The following is an 18,412-nucleotide window of genomic DNA, read 5'->3' as shown; positions in this document are numbered from 1 at the left end:
GCGCAGGCCTATGCGGACGTCAACGAGATGTTCGGCAATATCGTCAAGGTGACGCCGAGTTCGAAGGTGGTGGGCGATATGGCGCTGTCCATGGTCTCGGCAGGTCTGACACGCGCGGATGTGGAGAGCCCGAATAAAGACATTTCTTTCCCGGAGTCCGTCGTCTCTTTCTTCCATGGCGATCTTGGACAGCCTCATGGCGGTTTTCCCAAAGCGCTGCAACAGAAAATCCTGAAAGGCGCGAAACCGATCACCGACCGGCCGGGCAAGCATATGCAAGCGGTGGATCTGGAAGCCAAGCGCGCCGAAACCGCCGAAGCGCTTGGTGTCACTATCAGCGACAATGATCTCGCCTCGGCGCTGCTCTATCCGAAAGTGTTCGCCGCCTTCGCGAAGTTTCGTGACGACTATGGTGATATGAGCGTTCTGCCGACGGATGAATTTTTCTATGGCCTGCCGCCGGAAAAAGAGATTTCGGTGGAGATCGAACATGGCAAGACGCTGATCATTCAGTGCCAGTCAGTGTCGGACGCCGATGAAGAGGGTCTGGCGCGTGTCTTCTTCTCTCTGAACGGCCAGCCGCGCACCATCAAGATCCGCGACGCCTCGCGCGAGGATAAAAGCGTACAGCGCGAAAAAGTGAAAGCCGGGGACGTCAAGGCCGTGGGCGCGCCGATGCCCGGCGCCGTCACCGAAATCCGGGTTGCGCCCGGCGACAAGGTGAAGGCGGGCGATGCGCTCATCATCCTTGAAGCCATGAAGATGGAAGTCAAAGTCGCCGCGGAAACCGACGGCGTCGTCAAGCGCATCGCCGTCGCCGCCGCCGATCAGGTTGATGCAAAGGATCTCCTGGTGGAGCTTGAATAAGCTTTCCCGGAACGTCAGTCCATGCAAACGACATCGCCAGTGGCGGGGTCGACATCCAATGTCTCACAATCGGCGAGTGAGTCTGCATCGTCTGACGGAAGCGTTTCATAGTCGTTAGGCAAAGGCCGCCTTCGGGCGGCCTCTGTTTTTACGGACAGACCAATAATGCCGCATTTCCTGCTCAAGGCTGGCGTCCCCGACAGGATTCGAACCTGTGGCCCCCAGATTAGGAATCTGGTGCTCTATCCTGCTGAGCTACGGGGACGCGAGCAGCCCGCTTTCTAGCCCATATCGCGCTGCACCAAAACCGCCAGAGACGTCCGCCGCCTAAATTTCCCGAAAACGTCTTGGAATCGTTTTCCTTTAGTTGATTAACCGCCATAATTGACAGGCGGTATGCGCCGGGGCCGGCTGGCGGTCCAACCGGCGATGACGGGGTTAGGCGGGAGACGATATGATTGCGCGCAGACAATATGTAATCGCGGCGGCTGGCGTGCTGGCGGCATTTGCCCTGGGGCTTTTACTGGGGCGGACGATCGCGCCTGATTCCGGTTCTCGCGGCGCCCCCAACAGCCAACCGGTGGTGTCGGCGGAGCGGGGCCAGGCCCAGCGCCGTCCGTTTCAGGAGCGCCGGCCTGAAAACGCCGAACGGCCGGAAGACGAAGAAGTAAAGACCTTCGCCTATCGCCGTCTCCGCCTCGATACAGGAACTGCGACGCCCAAAGCCTGCCTTCAGTTCAATCGCGAGTTGAATGACGGCGGCGACGTCAATTATGGCGATTTTGTCCGCGTCAGCCCCGCCGATGGGTCGGCCATCGAGGTCGATGGAACCTCGCTTTGTCTCACCGGTCTTGAATTCGACAAGGATTATCGGGTGCGGCTGCGCGCCGGGCTTCCTTCCGCCAAAGGTGAACGCCTTGAACGCACGGAGGAAGTGACGGTCGCATTCGGCGACAAGCCTTCCTATGCGGGCTTCGCCGGAGACGGGGTGATTTTGCCCCGTCTTGAAGCGGACGGCATCGGCATCGAGACCGTCAATGTGGAGAAGGTGGAGATTGCCGTCTACCGTGTTTCCGACCGGTCGCTGGCAAGGAAAAACATCGTTGCGGGCGAGGCGAGCGCTGAAAACCAGTATTCCTATGTCTGGGATCGCGAAGACGGTCAGGATGTCGGTGTTGAAGTCTGGAAAGGCGAACTGGCGACCACGGGCGAGCGCAACGAAACCAAGACGACTGTTTTTGCGCTCGGCGCGGCGCTCGGCGAGTTAAAGCCCGGTGCTTATTTCCTGCGCCTTAAAGATGTCTCGCCCGGCGCCGATGATCGTCGCGCCGCTTCGGCCTGGCGCTGGATCGTCTTTACCGACATGGCGCTCACCACGTATTCCGGCGCTGACGGGATTGATGTGTTTGTGCGCTCGATTTCCACCGCGCGCGCGATGGCCGGCGTTGAGCTGTCGTTGATCGCCGCCAATAATGACATTCTTGCAACCGCCATCACCAATGGCGACGGCCGTGCGCGTTTTGATGAGGCGGCGGTCAATGGCGATTATCCGTTAACGCCGCGCATGCTCATGGCTTATGGGCCGCAGGACGATTACGCAGCGCTTGATCTTGACCGTGCGCCGCTTGATTTGTCGGATCGGGACGTGGGCGGGCGTGCTGCGCCGTCAAAGGTTGACGCCTTCGTCTATCTCGATCGCGGCATCTATCGCCCGGGCGAGACGGTGCATGTCTCCGGCCTTTTGCGTGACGATGCGGGCAAAGCCATTGAGGGCCGCCCTCTTACTGTCACTATTCGCCGCCCCAACGGCACCGAAGCGGACAAGCGCCGCATTGATGAGCTGACCATTGGCGGCTTCACCTTCGACTATGGCGTGCCGGCCTCCGCGCCGCGCGGCATGTGGTCTATCCAGGTCGAGGCGGACGGCGTCGATGGCTTTGTCGGTTCTGAGCAGTTCTCCGTCGAGGACTTCGTGCCGCAGCGCCTTGAGGTGAAACTTGAAGGTGATGAGAAAACACCGATCCGTCCCGGCGAGGCGCGCGAGCTTTCCGTGGAAAGCCGCTTTCTTTACGGCGCGCCGGCGAGCGGTCTTGCGGTGGAAGCCGAAGCGCGCCTCAGACTTGACCCCAATCCGTTCCCGGATTTTGGCGGCTATCGTTTCGGGCCTGTAAACGGCCGTTTTGACGAACGCTTCCTGACCTTGCCAAACACAACGACCGACGCGGAAGGCAAGGCGAGCGTCGCGGTCAATGTCGATTCTGCGCCGAAAGGCTATGGCGCGCCCATGCGCGCTGATGTGGTTGTCGGCGTTGTCGAACCCGGCGGGCGCGTCGTGCGCGAATCCGCGCGCATTCCGGTTCGTCCTGATGATAATTATGTGGGACTGAAACTCGCCAATGACGCCTCGAGCTTCGGGCAGGGTGAGGAAGTCGGCGTCAACGCCGTCCTGATGGACTGGCAAGGCCAGCCTGTGGAAGGCGAGCTTGAATGGCGCTTGGTCGAAGAAGATTACTGGTTCGACTGGTATCGTGAAAACGGCCAGTGGCGCTGGCGGCGGTCTTTCCGCGATATTTTGATCGCCGAAGGCCGCGGCAAGACCGGGCCGGAACAGATTGCGACCCTCGTCAATCAGCGTGTTGATCCCGGCACTTACCGCCTCACGGTTTCACAGGCGGGCGGCAAAGCGAATAGCGATATTCGGTTCTATGTGGGTTGGCGTTCTTACGCTTCGGGCGCCGATTCGCCTGATCAGGCCGCGCTGACCTTGCAAACCGATAAGGTGACGCCCGGCTCGCGCGCGCGCCTGTTCCTGAATCCGCCCTATGAAGGTGAGGCGACCATCGTCATCGCCACCGACAAGGTCCATCTCGTCCAGCGCATGAAAGTGGAGGCGAAAGGCCGCGAGATTATCGTCGATACGGATCCAAGCTGGGGCGCAGGTTTTTATGTGATGGCGACGGTGGTGACGCCGCGCGATCCCGGCGACCGGCCGGTGCCGCGCCGCGCCATGGCTGTTTCTTATGTGCCGTTCGATATGTCGGCGCGCAAACTCGACGTTGCTATCAATGATCCTGAGGTGTTTCGTCCGCGCCAGCGGCTCGACCTGCCGGTAACGGTGGGCGGCGCCGCGCCAGGATCGACGGTTATGATGACCGTGGCTGCGGTGGACGAAGGCATCCTTCGTCTGACAAAATTCAACTCGCCTGATCCGGTTGATTACTATTACGGCAAGAAACGCCTCGGCGTTTCGATCCGTGACGATTACGGCCGCATTCTTGACGCCAATCTCGGCGCGGCGGCGCGGTTCGGCGGCGACGCCATTGGCGGCGAAGGGTTGACGGTCGTGCCGACAAAATCGGTGGCGCTGTTCACAGGACCTGTGACCGTCGGCGCTGGCGGCAACGCAACAGTTCCGATTGAAGTGCCGGACTTTAATGGCGAGCTGCGCCTCATGGCCGTCGCCTGGTCGAAAGACAAGCTCGGCGCCGATTCCGAACCGCTCACCGTGCGCGATCCGGTGCCGGCGGAGCTTTCCCTGCCGCGTTTCCTTGCGCCGGGCGACACCGCCACTGCGACGCTTCTGATTGATAATGTCGACGGGGAGGCAGGCGATTATAACGTCTCGCTTACCGGGGAGGGGCCGGTTGGCCTTTCAACGACGGAAACCTTCACCCTTGCGCAGGGTGAAAAACAGACGAAGGCGTTTTCCTTCACCACAGGCGAAGTCGGCATCGGCGCGGTCAGTTTGAGCGTCGACGGACCGGGCGGTTTCTCGGTGTCGCGGTCCTATCCGATCCAGTCCCGCACGCCTTACTTCCCGGTGACGGAAGTGAGGACCGCAGCGCTCGATCCTGGCGAAACATTCCAGCTGAGCGGCGCCGTCACCGCTCCTTATGTGGAAGGCTCGGCGGACGTCGCCGTGTCGTTTTCGCGTCTCGACGGCGTTGAGCCGGGGCCGCTTCTCGATGCGCTTTACCGCTATCCTTATGGTTGCTCCGAACAGTTGACGAGTTCGGCCATGCCGCTCCTCTTCGTCGATGTGCTCGGCGGCGAGGTTGGCAAAGGGCCGGAGCGGGCCGTGCGCCCGCGTGTCCAGAAAGCGGTGAACGAACTCTTGAACCGGCAGTCACCGGACGGCGCTTTCGGCCTCTGGCGTGTGGGCGACCGGTGGGCCTCGCCCTGGCTCGGCGCTTATGTCACCGATTTTCTCTATCGCGCCAAGAATGAAGGCTATGGCGTACCGGAAGAAGCGCTCGATCGCGCCTATGAGTCACTGGCGGATATTGCGCGCGTCGACCGCTGGTATCTTGCCAGCTACCAGACGACCGTCCCGGAATTCACAAACAACAATGATACGCGTGAATTCCTGAAACGCCGCTCCGCCGCCTATGCGCTTTATGTGCTGGCGCGCGCGGGCCGCGCTGACCTTTCCGATCTTCGTTATTTCCATGATGCGTTGCTTGAAGGTACGCCGAGCCCGCTTGCAAGGGCGCAGATCGGCGCCGCGCTCGCCATGATGGGCGATCGCGCGCGCGCCAATAGCGCGTTTGAACAGGCGATGACGGCGGTGGGCTGGCAAAATCGCGGCGATTACTATCAGACCAATCTCCGCGATGTCGCGGGGCTCGTCGCGCTTGCCGTTGAGGCGGGTCAAACCGATAAAACGGAAGCCCTGATTGAACAGCTCAAAACCTATATGAAAGAACCGCGGCGCATGCACACGCAGGAAAAGGCGTTCACGCTGCTGGCGGCGCAGGCGCTCTTGCGCACTGCGGATGCAGTGGAACTGACCGTCAACGGTCAAAGTCTTGCTGACCTGCCGCCCGCGCCGTCCTTCGCGCCAAGCGAAGCGGAGATTGAGGACGGCGTCGCTTATCGCAATGACGGGGAAGGGCAGATTTTCCGCTCTCTAACGGTAACGGGCTCGCCGAGTTCGGCGCCGCCGGCGACGGCGCAAGGCTTTTCATTGACGAAGCGCATCGCCACGCGCGATGGCCGCCCGGCGGATCTTTCCAGCATACGCCAGAATGACCGGCTGGTCGTCGTGATCAGCGGAACCGCGACGGATCAGCGGCTACATCCTGCGGTGATCGCCGATCTTCTGCCGGCGGGACTTGAAATCGAAACGGTCCTTAACCCGGACGATGCGGGCGGGCCGGGAAACAACGGTCCCTATAAATGGATCGGCGCGCTTTCCTATCCGAAAGTCGCGGAAGCGCGCGACGATCGTTTTGTCGCCGCCGTCGACATCAGCGGTCGCAACCGCTTCACACTCGCTTATGTGGTGCGGGCCGTGACGCCCGGCGCTTTTGTGATGCCGGGCGCCGTCATCGAAGACATGTACCGGCCCGGCGAATTCGCCCGCACGGATGTCGGGCGTATCTCCATCGCCGCCGCGGAATGATTGCGTTCGGCGGCACCTTCAGATCACGCCGGCGCCGCATTTTCTTGGCGGCGCTGGCGGTGGTTATGTCCGTCGCCACGCTTGATCTTCTTTTTCCGCCGCCCCTCGATCACGCCCAAGACTTGTCGCCGCTGGTGACGGATCGCAACGGTGAATGGCTGCATGCATTTGCAACGCCGGAAGGGCGTTGGCGGTTTGAGGCCGATCTGGAAACCATCGACCCGGTATTCGTCGAACGCCTGATCGCGGTCGAAGACAAGCGTTTTTATGCTCACTGGGGCGTCGATCTGCTGGCGGTTTTGCGCGCCGGCGTCACGTCGGCGAAAGCGGGCCACGTGGTGTCCGGCGCGTCGACCATCACCATGCAGACGGCGCGATTGCTTGAACCGCGTGAGCGCACATTCGGCGCCAAGCTCGCGGAAATGGTGCGGGCTTTACAAATCGAACGGCGTTTATCGAAGCGGGAAATTCTCGAGCTCTATCTGACGCTGGCGCCTTATGGCGGCAACATCGAGGGCGTGCGCGCCGCATCGCGCATCTATTTCGACAAGGAGCCGACACGGCTCACCGATGCGGAACAGGCGTTGCTGATCGCCTTGCCGCAGGCGCCTGAGGCGCGCCGTCCGGATTTGCGGGCCAAGGCGGCGAAGACAGCACGAAAAGAAATCCTGCAAAAACTGGCCGCCGCCGGCGCCATGGATCAAACCCATGCAGCGGAGGCGGACGAGGCGCGTTTGCCGCAGTCGCGTCACCCGCTGCCGCGCATGGCCTATCACGCGGCGCTGGAGCTTGGGCGTGCTGACAAACCCGGCGTCATTCAGTCGACGCTCGACGCTTCTTTGCAGGCCCGCGCCGAAAAAATACTTAGTCAATATGTAAAGCAGTTTGATGACGGCGCCACGGCGTCGCTGATTATCGTCGAAAACAAGACACGCGCCGTGCGCGCCAGCGTTGGGTCCTCAGGGCTAGACGCAAAAGGCGGCTGGATTGATTTGACCAATGCGACCCGCTCCCCCGGTTCAGCGCTGAAACCATTTATTTATGGCCTTGCCTTTGAAGCGGGTTATGCGTCCGCCAATACCGTCATTGACGACATGCCGCGCGCTTTCGGCGACTATGCGCCGGAAAATTTCGACCGCACCTTCCGCGGCGAAGTGCGCGTAAGGGAAGCCTTGCAACATTCCCTGAATGTTCCCGCCGTGCGTGCGCTTGACCGCATCGGTGCGTCGCGATTTGCGGCGCTGATCCGTGCGGCTGGCATTGAGTTGAAAACGCCGACCCGGGCGGACAAATCGCCGGGCCTTGCCTTGGCGCTTGGGGGCGCTGGCGTCACAGCGCGCGAGATCGCGACGCTTTACGCCGGACTTGGGTCTGGCGGCGAGGTGGCGCCGCTTATCTGGAAAGCGAAAGATGAAACGCAGCCGGACCATGCCTATCGGCTTTTCTCGGCGGACACCGCAGCGCGCATATCATCGATCCTTGCGGGCGCCCCGGCGCTTGAGGGCCGGGCGCCTGCTGATCTTTCCCGGGAAGTGTCGCGTGTCGCCTTTAAGACCGGCACTTCCTATGGCTATCGCGACGCCTGGGCCGCCGGGCATGGCGGCGGCTACACGGTTGTTGTCTGGGTCGGCCGCGCAGACGGCGCGCCGCGCCCCGGCGCCACGGGCCGCAAGACGGCGGCGCCGCTGTTGTTTGAAATCTTCGACATGCTTGACCGCGACGGCGCCACCAAAGGCGATATCGAAGACATGGAAGACGATGCGCCCATGCTTGCGATAGCGCGCTTCGATAGAGTGCAGGAAAAAGCACCGCCGCAGATCGTTTTTCCCCGGGACGGGGTTGAGGTGTTTCTGGGCGCAGACCGGCGTGGATTTTCCCTCGCAGCCCGCGGCGGTGAGGGTGATCTTAGCTGGTATGTCAATGGCGAACCGTTGTCGCTCGAAGAAACAAGCGGCCGCTATGTCTGGCGGCCAGTGCGCGCCGGGTTTTACGATGTGACCGTCGTCGACAAGGCTGGCCGGAAATCGCGTTCGAAAGTTCGCGTGATTTCCGGGTGAGGCGTCGAGCGTTCCTGATCGCCGCCGCAGCTTGCGGCGTTTCCCGAAGTTTTGCGCAGACGCCAACGCCAAAGGCACTGGCCTTGTCTGGCGGCCGTTTCGCTATTGGTGACGACGAATATATGCTTTCGGATGTCATGGCGCCGCCGCTTTATGTGTTGGGCGATGATGCGCCGGCCCACTTCGAGCAATCGCGCGCCGCATTGCAGAGGCTGTTGGCCACAGATTTCGAGCTGGAGGATAGTCTGCCGCCGACGCGGTGGGGCGTTCGTCCCGTCATGGCGAAAGTCACAGGCGCTGACGAAACGCTTCAGGAATTGCTGACGGCGGAAGGCGCCGTGCGCATCGCGCCGCAGACAGATGACCACGACTTTATCCGGCGTCTCCTCATGCTCGAAAAACAAGCGCGGACGGCGCGAGTTGGATTGTGGGCGCTCGCCGAGTATCGCATCTTCGATGCGGCGCAAGCCGGCGGCGCTATTGGCGCTTTCAACCTGATTGAAGGAACGGTCTTGCGCGCGGAAAAGCATGGAAGCCGCTTTTACCTCAATTTCGGCTCCGATTTTCGTGAGGATTTTACCGTCAGCGCCGCGTCGCGTCTCTATTCGCGCTGGGCCAGAGACGGGCTCGATCTGGGGTCCCTGACCGGTTCGCGCATTCGTGCGCGCGGCCATGTTGAGGCGATCAACGGTCCGTCGATCGACCTCAAACATCCCTTGCAGATTGAGCGGCTTGATTAAGCTGCGGCAGCGGCGGCGGCTTTCTTTTTCAGAACGCTTTCAAGCTCTTCGATTGCATTGCCGAGATCCACATTGCGCACGGCGGCGACTTCGCGGGCCATTCGGTCGAGCGCAGCCTCGAAGAGTTGACGTTCGGAGTAGCTTTGCTCCGGCTGATCGTCGCCGCGATAAAGATCGCGAACCACTTCTGCGACAAGTTTGATGTCGCCGGAATTGATCTTGGCGTCATATTCCTGCGCGCGGCGGCTCCACATGGTGCGCTTGATCCGCGCGCGGCCTTTCAGCGTCGTGATGGCGTCTTTCACCGTCTTGTCGTCGGATAGGGGGCGCATGCCCGCCGCTTTGGCTTTGCCGGTAGGCACGCGCAGCTTCATCTTCTCCTGATCGAAATCAATCACGAACAATTCGATCGGGATGCCCGCGACCTGCTGCTTTTCAAGGCTGATGATCTTGCCGACGCCATGCGCGGGATACACAATCTTGTCGTTGACCCTGAAGTCCTGTTTGGCGTCTTTCGAGGCTTCGGTGTTCACCGAGGCTTCGGCGTCCGCCTGAGGCGCGTCCTTCACCGGGCTCGTGCTCGGTGTCGGGATCGATGCGGCGAGAGTGGTCTTGCGCGGCGCCTGGCCCACATTCACGGGCTTCGGCTTTGCGGGCGCCTTTTTCTCCGCTTTTTTCGCGGCCGTCTTTTTGGCGGGTTTCGCCGCCGGCGCCGCTTTCTTGGCCGATGTCTTCACCGTGGCCTTTTTCGCCGCTTTCGGCGCAGCTTTCTTGGCGGCTTTTTTGGCTGGAGCCTTCTTGGCCGAGGTCTTCACCGTTGCTTTCTTGACCGTTTTCTTGGCCGCCGCTTTTTTGGCGGAGGTCTTCACGGCGGCCTTCTTGGCGGTTTTCTTCGCCGGCGCCTTTTTGGCCGAGGTCTTCACCGACGCCTTTTTCACGGCCTTCTTGGCCGGGGCGGCCTTTTTCGCCGCCGTCTTTTTCTTAGCGCTGGTCTTCACCGCCGCTTTTTTGGCGGGAGCCTTTTTCGCCGCGGTTTTCTTTTTTGTCGATTTCGTAGCCATGTGAGACCTTAAGTTAGCGCCGCAAGCCAAGCTGGCGGACGGTCGGTGAGTGGATGCGTCAAACGGGCTCACGAGAGCGCGCCGGAGGAATTTTCCCCACGGTATGTCGCGGCTTTCGGGGCGCGCCGCCCTAGCGAGAACCAGCTGCCGTCCATTTAGAATGGAAGCGGAAAGACCAGCAATACCAAGGAATTATAGCTCAGTCCGAAGACTCCGGATTAACGGTGCGCGCCGTAAAACGATCCAAGATTCATCCAGAATATTAGCACAAAACTGCACGCTCCGCTACAGCTTTCGATGCGGGTGCGAGGGTCGAGCTGAAGCCCATCCGGGCGGGGTTTTGGGTCAGGACCCTTTGCCGGGCTTATCGGAGAAATATTTGTCGAATTTGCCCTCTTCCTCGGCCACGTCGTCCGCGCCGGGCAGGGCGTCGATCTTCTGGGTGATATTGGGCCATTCGGAGGCGTATTTCGTATTGATCTCCAGCCATTTATCGGCCCCGGACTCGGTGTCCGGAATGATGGCCTCAGCCGGGCATTCAGGTTCGCAAACGCCGCAATCAATGCACTCGTCAGGGTGGATCACCAGCATGTTCTCCCCCTCATAGAAACAGTCGACGGGGCACACCTCAACGCAGTCGGTGTATTTGCACTTAATGCAGGCTTCAGTCACCACATAGGTCATCTTCCGGGCGCTCCTTACTCCAGGCGGCGGTTTTCGCCTTTCTTACCCGCTCGCCGCCGGGAAGCAAGCCAGCTTTCCTGATGGGGTCGTCATTTTCCCTTGAGGTTACTTAAGGTAGCTTACTTGAGGCGAGCGGCGACCCGAGCCCGCGCTGCGCCGCTATCCTGGTCATCCACATAGATGAGGCCGCAGATCTGGCGCAGCAGCGTTTCCTCATAGGGATCGCGCGCGCCATCGGACAGGACGATCTCCCAGAGCTCTTCGATCAGTTCCACTTTTTCCTCGCGGCTCATGGCCTTGGCGATTTTGGTGAAGCGCTGGATGTCGGTCGCGTTCGCCTGGGCGGCTTCCGCACGCGCGCGCAGGGCGGCGGCCTCGGCGCCGTCGAGGCTGAAGCGTTTCATCAGCGCCCGGTCGATGATTGCGACTTCGCTCTCGTCGTAGTTTTCGTCAATGCGGGCGGCTTCGACCAGCAGCGCGGCGAAAGCCAGCTCAAGCTGCGTCTCCGCGTTTGCTTCAGGTTCTTCGGCTTGGAAGCGTTGGAAAAGTTTATCGAACATCCGGAATTCCTTAGTCGGCTGACTTAAGTGCGGCAAGTGCGCGGCGGTCTTTCTTGGTGGGCCGGCCAGCGCCCTTTTCGCGAGCGAAGGCGTTGCGTGATGCAGCGTCTTCTTTCGGCGGCGGGGGCGGAGAACGGTCCTCGTAAAGCGTCTGCGCTTCACTGGCGGGGCCCCGGCGTTCGGCGCAGGCGAGGACATGGATGATGCGCAGGCGTTCGTTCCGTGTAAAAACAACGATGTCGCCAGGCCGGATCGCTATGCTGGGTTTATCCGCCCGTTGCGTATTTTCATCGCGCGTAATGCGCACATTGCCGTCATTGACAAATTTGGACGCGAGGGTGCGGGTTTTGAAAAACCGCGCCTGCCAAAGCCATTTATCGAGACGCTGGGAGGGGGCGTTGGTCGCTTCGGCCGTCCCGCCCGTCATTCAGCCTTCTCTGTGGCTTTGTTAGTCTTGTCTTCTTTATTCGGCGTGCTTGAAAGCTCGGCCTTCAGGCCGGCAAGCACGGCGAATGGCGAATTGGGATCGGCTTTTTTCTCACGCTTCGGCCCAGCTGTGTAGACCGCCCCTTTGCCTTGCTGTTTGCCGCGGCGGGGGCCGCCTTTTGCGTTTTTGCCGCGACGGTCATTACGGTCGCCGTCGCGAGGCTTGCCGCCAGGTCGATTGCCGCCGCGATCACCCTGCTTGTCGTCGCGGCGCGCATGCTTGCCGTGCGGTTTTCCCTGAGGCTTCGGACGGCGCGGCGCGGGACGCCACAGCGTGACTTCAATTTCTTCCGCTTCGCTCGCCGGAACTTCTGGAGTTGGCGTGCTCGCTTCAGCGGCGGGCGCTTCTCCTTCCGGTGAGGTCTGCGGCGTTTCTGTTGCGGCGACCGGCGCGGCGCCAATGCCGGTGTCGAGGGTGGCCTCAACGGGCGGCGTTGCTGGCTCAGACGATTGGGCTTCGCCGGCGCTGGCCTGAGGCGCTGAGCCCGGGGCAGCGTCCGTTGCCGTGTCGGCTGCAGCGTCAGTTGCAGCTTCTGGCGCAGCCGCATCCACCGTTTCGTCTTTGGCTTCGCCAGCGGGCGCATCTTCCGGTTTGGCTTCCGGCTTCATCTCCGGCGCCGCTTCAGCCTTTTCAGCTTTGGGCTCGACCTTGCGCTTCACGACATTCTTGCGGAAGCCGAGAGAGCGCAGAATCGCTTCGAAGTCCTCGCCGGAACAGCCGACAAGCGACATCATCTGCGCATTGGTTGCAAAGCCTTCCTTGGTTCCTTCATTACGCGCGGTGCGAATAAGGCCGGCCAGACGCTCCAGCATGTCGATGCGGACAGCGCGCAAGCCCGACGGGCGATAACCGCCAGCGTAATAATAGGCGTGCGGAAGGTTTTCGTTCATCTCGATCGAGACGCGGCCCGCCGCCGGCGGCGGCACATCACCCGGCTTGCGGTCGGTCCACAGCGCCCAGAGAAGGGTCAGGAGCGCGGACGGCGCCGGTTTCAAAAGCCCCGGCATGTAAAGCGTGAACTCGCCGAAACGCATGCCAAGTTTTCTGAGCTTGGCGCGTTCTTCCTGATCGATCTGTTTAAGATCATCGCCAAACTGGGTGCGCGAAGTGGCGCCGAAATTTTCAACCAGACGATAGGCGACGCCCTTGGTCAAACCTTTCAGCCCGTCTTCGCTTTCCGCATTGGCCGCCGTCTGCAAAGCGACGAGCGGACCGAGCAGGCCTTCAATTTTTGCAGCGACAAAATCCTTGAGACGGTCTTCGACGCGGCCGCGCAAATTCGGCGTCACTTCAGCGAGGCCGGAGATAGCGAGTGACGGGCGCAGGGGCGCGGGCCCTTTTTGCAATTGAGCAACGGGTGCAGATCGCCACCAGACGGTCCCGTCATCATCGAGACGCAATTCGCCAGCCTCAGCGTTCGCAAGCGCAGCAGCGCGCGTCGCAAGAACAGGGCGCAGCGCTTTTTCGCCGGCGGCGCGCAATGATTTCGCTTCCGCTCCGCTCGCGCGCGGGTCGACAATGAATTCAAACCCTAAAAGGCGGCCGATGAATTGGCCTTCCACAATCACTTCTCCGTCGTCGGTGACACCCGCCAGTAAGGGCGTATCATCTTTCAAACGCTTTAACAGGGTTGCCGTGCGCCGGTCGACAAAGCGTTGCGTCAGTTTTTCATGCAGCGCATCCGAGAGCCTGTCTTCTATCGCGCGGGCGCGCTCTTGCCAATAAGGGGCGCGGTCGAGCCAATGGGAGCGGTGCGAAAGATAGGTCCATGTCCTGATATGGGCGATGCGCGCCGACAAAGCATCGATATCGCCGTCAATGCGATCGAGCCGTTCAACGCGCGGCGCCAGCCATTCCTCGGTTAAACGCCCGTCCGCCATTAAAAGTTCAAAGATATCGCCGAGAAGGCGCGCATGCTGATCGCCGCCGGTCTTGCGAAAATCCGGGATCTGGCAAATGTCCCATAACAGGCCAAGGGCTGCGCCGCCCTTCGCCATATCGCGAATATTCTCGCGCGCAGCAAGGCGATGGAGTGCGTCTTCATCATCCGCCCGGCGTGCGCGCATGAAATATTCGCGTGGCGGGGGCTTATCGAGCGAGCGCCGCAAGGCGGGCAGGGATGAAAAATCGATCTGCTCGGACCGCCACATCAGCGCCTTCACAGGATCGAATTGGTGATCTTCAATCGCGGTGACGAGTTCCTCGTCAAAGGCGGGGCAATCGGCGGTGACGCCGAAACTGCCGTCGCGCACATGGCGCCCGGCGCGCCCCGCGATTTGCGCCAGCTCCGACGGATTGAGATTGCGCGGCCTGCGTCCGTCGAATTTCCGCGAAGCGGCGAAGGCCACATGGTCGATATCCATGTTGAGCCCCATGCCGATGGCGTCGGTGGCGACCAGGAAATCGACTTCACCCGATTGATAGAGTTCGGCTTGCGCGTTTCTCGTGCGCGGGGAGAGCGCGCCGAGCACGACCGCCGCGCCGCCGCGTTGCCGGCGGATCAATTCCGCGAGCGCATAAACCGTGTCCGCTGAAAAGGCGACAATGGCCGAGCGCCGGGGCAGGCGTGTCGCCTTTTTAGGTCCTGTATAGGTGAGGCGTGAAAGCCTTTCGCGCGACAGGAATTCGATCCGGCCGAACATGCGCTGCAGGATCGGGCGCATGGTGTGCGAGCCGAGCAATAATGTTTCGCCGCGCCCGCGCGCATGAAGGAGGCGGGAAGTGAAGACGCGTCCGCGCTCCGGATCGGCGGCGAGCTGGATTTCGTCGATGGCGAGAAAATCGACCTCGCGTTCCAGCGGCATCGCCTCGACCGTCGCCACCCAATAGCGCGCATTGGGCGGGATGATCTTTTCCTCGCCGGTAACGAGGGCGACCTCGCGGGGATCGCGGATGGCGACGATCCGGTCATAGATCTCCCGGGCGAGGAGCCGCAGGGGCAGGCCGATCATCCCCGATTTGTGGGCCAGCATCCGCTCAAGGGCGTAATGGGTCTTGCCGGTGTTGGTGGGGCCCAGAACCGCACAGAGCCGGCCGCCGCCGCGGGCGGAAAAATCGTCGAAAGTCTGGGAAGAGGACACGGAAAATAACGGCTTTCGGCGGTTACAGGACTATTTATAAGAGAGTCGCGGTGAATCCCTCAAATCCGGGGGGTAAAGCGCTTGACGCTCCGCCGGGCCTCAGTTACAGAGCGCGGCTCATTTTCAAGGTTTCTAGGAACGGGCGGACGCCGCCAGATATGGCGCGGGCCCCTCAAAATGCAAGGCTAGATCGATGGCGCGGCGCTGTGAATTGACGGGCATTGGCCCCAAAGTCGGGAACAATGTCTCCCACGCGAAAAACCGGACCAAACGGCGTTTTCTGCCGAATCTCTGCAACGTGACGCTGCATTCGGACAAGCTCGGCCAGGGCTTCAAGTTCCGGATCGCCGCTTCGGCGCTGCGCACGGTCGACCATATGGGCGGCCTCGACGTGTTCCTCGCCAAGGCGAATGACGAGCAGCTCTCGCCGAATGCGCTGAAGCTCAAGAAAAAGCTGGCGAAAGCCTCCTAAGCGCTTCAAATTCAAATGATTTTACAAAGAGCGGCCTTCGGGGCCGCTTTTTTGTTTGTGCTCATTCAAAAAGAAAAAGCGCATCCTCTGATCATCCCGGCTTTCGCCGGGGTGGTCGGAATTTGATATCGAGCGCTGTTTTATACCCCAGCCCTCTGGGGGCGGGCGGCGAGTCTGTATAAAAGAACGCCGAAAGAGGAACGCCCAAGCAGGCCCCCCTAGAAGGACCAATGGAAGCCGCGGTCGAAAAGCATAATCCCCGGGAAACGGCGGTGGAGCGGCTGGCGCGCCATACGGGCGCCTTCATGACCGGATTCATGCGCATGGTGATGCTGGCGGTGATGCTGACGCCGCTTTTGCTGGCCGCGATTCTCACCGTCGACATTCCTGTCCATCTTTTCGACTGGATCGCAGGGGACCATATCGCCTCGCGCCCTTCAAACTGGCTGTCGCGGGGCGGGGTGATCATGGCGCTGGCGCCGCTCGCCGTCATTCTCTTCGCGCGCAAATATGGCGGCGACGAAGCTTCCCGCGCGGTCACGGCGTCCTGGGGCGTTGCGGCTGCGGCGGTCTTTGCGGAGCTATCGATCCTGGCGCCGTCTTTAGAGGATGGCGATCTGCCGGGCGTGCGCTTCACCGTCTTTTTCACGGCGAGCGCCATGGCCGCGCAATATATGGCGGCGAGCGCCTATGACATTTCCCGTGGCGGCGGGCGCTGGTGGCGCGCGCCGCTTTACGGCGCGCTGTTGGGATATGGAACTTACGCGCTGATTTACTTCCCCGGCGTCTATGCTGGCTCGGGCGTTCCGTGGATCAACTGGATGATCGGCGACTTCGCCATCAAGACGCTCTTTGCTTTATTGTTTTTGCCCGTATACGGATTTTTACGGCGCCCCCTGAAGCCGAAAGGCGGGTATGGGGGGATATAAAATGGCTGGCAATTTTTTTGACAAGATTGAGAAGAGGCAGCGTGAAATACGTGAAAGCGAGCAGTACAAGCCGTTCTTTGACTTCTTGAAAGTTGCCTTCGCTATTATCGCAGTCATATTTTTCTGCTTATTCGCTTTTGCGTTCTTCACGCGATAGTAAATCTAACACTATCTTTTTGTTGTAAGGTTCTTCGCCGCATCCGCCGCAAAGTAAGTAATAATCCCATCCGCGCCGGCGCGTTTGAACGCAAGCAAAGACTCCATCATCGCTTTCTCGCCATCCAGCCAGCCGTTTTGCGCGGCGGCCTTGATCTGCGCATATTCGCCGGAGACCTGAAAGACGAAGGTCGGCGCGCTGAACTCATCTTTTACGCGCCGGACGATGTCGAGATAGGGAAGGCCGGGTTTGACCATCACGCTGTCGGCGCCTTCGGCGAGATCGAGGGCGACTTCGCGCAAAGCTTCATCGCTGTTCGCAGGGTCCATCTGATAGGTGCGCTTGTCGCCTTTCAAAACGCCTGACGAGCCGATGGCGTCTCGATAGGGGCCGTAAAAAGCCGACGCGTATTTCGCGGCGTAAGCCATGATCTGCACATGGCTGTAACCGGCCTTGTCGAGTCCTGCACGGATTGCGCCCACGCGCCCGTCCATCATGTCCGACGGCGCAATAATGTCGAAACCGGCCTGCGCCTGGACAACGGATTGCTTGACGAGGATTTCGACGGTTTCGTCATTGAGGATTTCGCCGTCCTTCATCAGCCCGTCATGGCCATGATCGGTGTAAGGATCGAGTGCGACGTCAGCCATCAAGCCCACTTCGGGAACTTCGGCCTTGATCGCCCGCGCCGCGCGGCACATCAAATTGTCAGGATTGACTGCTTCTTCACCGCTGGGCGTACGGCCCTCGGCGTCTGTAAAAGGAAAAAGGGCGAGGGCGGGAATACCCAGCTCGCGCGCCTCCAATGCGGCCGTTACGGCTTCGTCAGGCGACAGCCTGTAAACGCCGGGCATCGCCGCCACCGGTTCGCGCACATTCTTTCCGTCTTTTAAGATAATCGCCCAGATCAGATCGTCAGCCGACAGCCGCGTTTGGGCGACGAGGCGGCGGGACCAGTCGGTACGGCGTAAACGGCGCAACCGCAGGGCGGGAAAGCGGGCCAACGGGGCGGAATGAGGGTGTTTGTTCATACTCTGTTATTATTCTCAACAGCTGTGAAAGCCCAGACTAAAGCCCGGTCCTTAGAATTTGATTTCAAATTGAACGGTCCGGCTTAACGCCGCTTTTAGACCTCGTTTGTATAACCGGGCTTCAGATTTTCGTTGAGTGAGTAATGATAATGGCGGTTAACGGGGCAATGCGAGAAGTTATTGGCGAAAGCGCGACTTCGGTCGAGAAGGATCCCGAAGTGCTGGAGTCCGGCTATCTGCAGCTTTTGCATCTGGTGGAGCGGCTGCACCGCCAGCTTCTAGACGTGATCAAGGACGAGCTGGAGCGGCTTGGCCAGACGGACATCAACTCCGTCCAGGCGCTGCTTCTTTATAATATCGGCGACGCCGAACTGACCCCGGGCGAATTGCGCTCGCGCGGTCACTATCTCGGCTCGAACGTCTCCTACAATCTCAAGCAGCTTGTGGAGAAGGGCTACATCAAGGATGAGCGTTCCAACACGGACCGCCGCTCCAAGCGCGTGTCGCTGACCGACATGGGGCTTGAAGTGCGCGACGCCATCACGGCTCTGTTCGAACGCCAGCTTCAGTCGGTGGAGCAGGTGGGCGGCGTCAACAGCCAGCTCATCGACGACACCAACAAGACGCTGCAGCGCCTTGAGCGTTTCTGGGCTGACCAGGTTCGCTATCGTCTTTAGAATCTTCAGCAAGCCAACTTTTTAAGAATCATTCTCAATTGGTGCGTGGAACGCGCCTCCTTCCGGGAGGCGCGTTTTCTTTTGCGCGGGTCAACGCAAGCGCGGACATTCTTTTGCTGCGCCAATAGAGGGCATCAATATAATCTATGGAAAAGGCCGCCGGGGCGCATTGTCTTGCCGACAAAAACATCTGATCTTCCAAAGCT

The 18,412-nt window shown here is 60.6% G+C and carries 13 protein-coding genes and 1 tRNA gene; 7 read left to right on the top strand and 7 right to left on the bottom strand.

The window, feature by feature from the left end:
* Positions 1-867, top strand: an 867-nt coding sequence (locus tag ACFC5L_RS13735; RefSeq protein WP_375202368.1) for a biotin/lipoyl-containing protein, incomplete at its 5' end; no start/stop codon positions are given.
* Between the two features lie 188 nt (positions 868-1,055).
* Here ACFC5L_RS13735 and ACFC5L_RS13730 read toward each other — a convergent pair.
* A tRNA-Arg gene (locus ACFC5L_RS13730) sits at positions 1,056-1,132 on the bottom strand.
* 189 nt (positions 1,133-1,321) lie between these two features.
* On the opposite strand from ACFC5L_RS13730, the gene ACFC5L_RS13725 reads away from it, so the two are divergent.
* The 3 genes from ACFC5L_RS13725 to ACFC5L_RS13715 all read left to right on the top strand — a co-directional run bounded on the left by ACFC5L_RS13725 (position 1,322) and on the right by ACFC5L_RS13715 (position 9,068).
* Positions 1,322-6,271: an alpha-2-macroglobulin family protein gene (locus ACFC5L_RS13725; RefSeq protein ID WP_375202369.1), complete on the top strand. Its 4,950-nt coding sequence runs from the start codon at positions 1,322-1,324 to the stop codon at positions 6,269-6,271.
* Positions 6,272-6,336: 65 nt separating this feature from the next.
* Entirely contained in the window at positions 6,337-8,328 is a 1,992-nt protein-coding gene (gene pbpC / locus ACFC5L_RS13720) for a penicillin-binding protein 1C (RefSeq protein ID WP_375202370.1), read from the top strand.
* An 83-nt stretch (positions 8,329-8,411) separates the two neighbouring features.
* On the top strand, positions 8,412-9,068 hold the full coding sequence (locus ACFC5L_RS13715; protein WP_375202371.1) for a hypothetical protein: 657 nt from the start codon (positions 8,412-8,414) through the stop codon (positions 9,066-9,068).
* Here ACFC5L_RS13715 and ACFC5L_RS13710 read toward each other — a convergent pair.
* The 5 genes from ACFC5L_RS13710 to ACFC5L_RS13690 form a co-directional block, all read right to left on the bottom strand.
* Positions 9,065-10,129, bottom strand: coding sequence for a CarD family transcriptional regulator (locus tag ACFC5L_RS13710; protein ID WP_375202372.1), 1,065 nt, complete (start codon positions 10,127-10,129; stop codon positions 9,065-9,067). The genes ACFC5L_RS13715 and ACFC5L_RS13710 overlap by 4 nt on opposite strands.
* 345 nt (positions 10,130-10,474) lie before the next feature.
* The gene (gene fdxA, locus ACFC5L_RS13705) at positions 10,475-10,813 is read right to left on the bottom strand and encodes a ferredoxin FdxA (protein WP_375202373.1); all 339 of its coding nucleotides are present in this window, start codon (positions 10,811-10,813) and stop codon (positions 10,475-10,477) included.
* Between the two features lie 119 nt (positions 10,814-10,932).
* Complete coding sequence (locus ACFC5L_RS13700) at positions 10,933-11,373, bottom strand: tellurite resistance TerB family protein (RefSeq protein ID WP_375202374.1); 441 nt, start codon at positions 11,371-11,373, stop codon at positions 10,933-10,935.
* A 10-nt stretch (positions 11,374-11,383) separates the two neighbouring features.
* A complete protein-coding gene (locus ACFC5L_RS13695) occupies positions 11,384-11,800 on the bottom strand; it encodes an RNA-binding S4 domain-containing protein (RefSeq protein WP_375202375.1) in 417 nt (138 codons plus the stop codon).
* On the bottom strand, positions 11,797-14,940 hold the full coding sequence (locus tag ACFC5L_RS13690; RefSeq protein WP_375202376.1) for a helicase-related protein: 3,144 nt from the start codon (positions 14,938-14,940) through the stop codon (positions 11,797-11,799). Before ACFC5L_RS13690 ends, ACFC5L_RS13695 begins: the two co-directional genes overlap by 4 nt.
* Before the next feature lie 193 nt (positions 14,941-15,133).
* On the opposite strand from ACFC5L_RS13690, the gene rpmB reads away from it, so the two are divergent.
* Both rpmB and ACFC5L_RS13680 read left to right on the top strand, forming a co-directional pair.
* Positions 15,134-15,412 (top strand): 50S ribosomal protein L28, encoded by a 279-nt coding sequence (rpmB, locus tag ACFC5L_RS13685; protein WP_375202377.1) that lies wholly within the window; start codon positions 15,134-15,136, stop codon positions 15,410-15,412.
* Between the two features lie 230 nt (positions 15,413-15,642).
* Entirely contained in the window at positions 15,643-16,341 is a 699-nt protein-coding gene (locus ACFC5L_RS13680; RefSeq protein ID WP_375202378.1) for a hypothetical protein, read from the top strand.
* Positions 16,342-16,509: 168 nt separating this feature from the next.
* Here ACFC5L_RS13680 and hemB read toward each other — a convergent pair whose 3' ends face one another.
* Positions 16,510-17,529, bottom strand: a complete 1,020-nt coding sequence (gene hemB, locus ACFC5L_RS13675; RefSeq protein ID WP_375202379.1) for a porphobilinogen synthase — start codon at positions 17,527-17,529, stop codon at positions 16,510-16,512.
* Between the two features lie 167 nt (positions 17,530-17,696).
* Here hemB and ldtR point away from each other — a divergent pair, with 167 nt between their 5' ends.
* Positions 17,697-18,206, top strand: coding sequence for a transcriptional regulator LdtR (gene ldtR, locus ACFC5L_RS13670; protein ID WP_375202380.1), 510 nt, complete (start codon positions 17,697-17,699; stop codon positions 18,204-18,206).
* The last annotated feature ends 206 nt before the right edge of the window (positions 18,207-18,412 follow it).

It is taken from the genome of Hyphococcus sp. (assembly GCF_041986965.1).
Lineage (GTDB): Bacteria > Pseudomonadota > Alphaproteobacteria > Caulobacterales > Parvularculaceae > Hyphococcus.
Note: the sequence above shows the minus strand (reverse complement) of the source record. Positions and strands in the feature narration are given on the sequence as shown.